Raw genomic sequence first — 1,982 nt, 5'->3', positions numbered from 1 at the left:
TATTTGGGAGTCTAATGAAGCATGATGTAAACATTTCTTAATCACAATTTCGTCTACACCAGCTCTTCGTAAGCGTCTTCCATAACTATGTCGATGAGAGTGAGGTGTGAGTCCATCAGCTTTACATGGCTTCAGCCCTATACGTTTTAAAGCTTGATGATAATTGTGATGGAAAGCATTGAGCGTGTAAGCATTGCCTAGATGTTTATGATGGAAACTTACAAAAGCATAGGGATGATTACGCTCTAAAATTGTCAAAAAACGGATGTAGTCTTGCCATAGTTTTGAAAATACCTCGCCAAAAATAGTTGGGAACCAATGTACCTCTAAGTATTGTTCTTTACTGTCAGTTACTCGGCTTTTCCAACCCACATACTTTTTCCCCATAAGGTCATTACGGGGGGATAATGCATATTTTTCTTTGAGGTAGGCTGCACGAGTTGTCTTTCCTGAGCATCCACGCCAATTGTTCGGAGCTTTGCCATCTTCTGGATGGTAAATACGAACCTTCACATTATTAAAATTGGATGGGTCAATGAGGACATCTTCGATCCATAAGTGCAAAGCTTCAGATTCTCGCAAACCACCGCCATGCATGAGCAGTAATATTAATTGATCACGAAGTACAATCCTGCGATCTGATGCTCCACCCAATCCATTAAAATAAAAAGATTCAAAATATCTTTCAGGGAATTCAATAGCATCCTGTGATTGTTTACCCAGCGGACGTTTGCCTTGAATGCTTCGAGCATAATGAACAGTACTATTGATATGTTTGTCTTTGATATGACCTAGAAAGTTATGTTGGTTTCTACGAAACCATGCAGCAAAATTAAGATATTGCGTCAAGTTGTCAGCTTTAATCAGTGGATTCATTGAAATCACACCATATTTTTCAGCTAACCAGTCAGTGATTTTACTAAGTGCATTAATATGTAATCGTGCTACCTGTTTACTGCAAGGTAGCCAATACAGCCCAGACGGATCTAATCCATCATCTCCAATAGTACCTGTATATAATCGACTACTAAAACTTTCAAATAAGGCTTGTGGTGAAGAAAAAGTACCTATATTCGCTGTCATATATTCAAGTAAAAGTTGAGTCGCGTTAATGTAATTATTAGTTGTTGATGGACTCATACCATCTCGCTTTAACTTCAATGCATATTCGACCAGAGGTTTTATTGGCTCTTTATCTTGATCAAGTAATACTGGAATCTCAGTAAAAATACCTGAATTATCATCCACGACTTTTGCAATGACTTTTACAATCTGCATGTTTTATCCATTAAAATATAAATTTAGGAAAATACAGAGCAGAAAGAATCCTAAACATTGATAAAATAACCAATGTCTTTTAGAATGAATTTGTCTTGAGATCCTAATTGATAGACAAACTTATAAAGACTCATGTTGACGCATGGGTCTTTATACTTTCTGCAATAAATTAAAAAATTAAGTTATTTCATACACTTTCTTCCTTCATTCCTAGTTTAATCGCAATTTGATGACTTTTTCCTCTTGATGGAATTCGATTATTGTTTAGAACTTTGTAAACTAAATCCACTGGGAAGTTATTATCTTTAGCCCACTGGGAAATAGAATACCCATCTTTAAAGAAATTATTTCGAATTTGCTCAGGTGTATTCATTTAAATGTTTAAACAGAAGAATTTGGAAGAAAAATATATGTGAAATTAATTTATTTCAATATTTTTTTATTTTGTAAATTTTATTTTTATGTTGATTCCAACAGGTAAAAGTTTTTAAATTAACTCTATTAAACCTTCAATGGTTTTAAGCTTAGCATAAGAATACTGTTGGCTTAAACTTATTTTATTTTTTAGCTTAAAATACTGAGGAGCTAGTTCAGGGTATTTTAAATATAATTCATCAATAAATTTATTTTGAAGCTTAAAATCTTCTAATTCTTTGTTAATTAATTTCTTTTCATTTTGAATTAGTTTATTGTAGTTTTTAGCT

At 33.2% G+C, this 1,982-nt stretch carries 2 protein-coding genes and 1 pseudogene; all 3 read right to left on the bottom strand.

Annotated features, from left to right (window positions below; genetic code table 11):
• On the bottom strand, positions 1–1,278 hold a 1,278-nt coding region (gene gmtY / locus HMPREF0023_RS00045), incomplete at its 3' end, for a gamma-mobile-trio recombinase GmtY (protein WP_008940850.1).
• Between the two features lie 187 nt (positions 1,279–1,465).
• Positions 1,466–1,651, bottom strand: coding sequence for a DNA-binding protein (locus HMPREF0023_RS00040; protein ID WP_008940849.1), 186 nt, complete (start codon positions 1,649–1,651; stop codon positions 1,466–1,468).
• Positions 1,652–1,765: 114 nt separating this feature from the next.
• A pseudogene (locus HMPREF0023_RS16605) lies at positions 1,766–1,982 on the bottom strand (hypothetical protein); the annotation flags it as partial.

Source organism: Acinetobacter sp. ATCC 27244 (assembly GCF_000156555.1).
GTDB lineage: Bacteria > Pseudomonadota > Gammaproteobacteria > Pseudomonadales > Moraxellaceae > Acinetobacter > Acinetobacter haemolyticus.
This window is presented reverse-complemented; position numbering and strand designations above follow the sequence as displayed.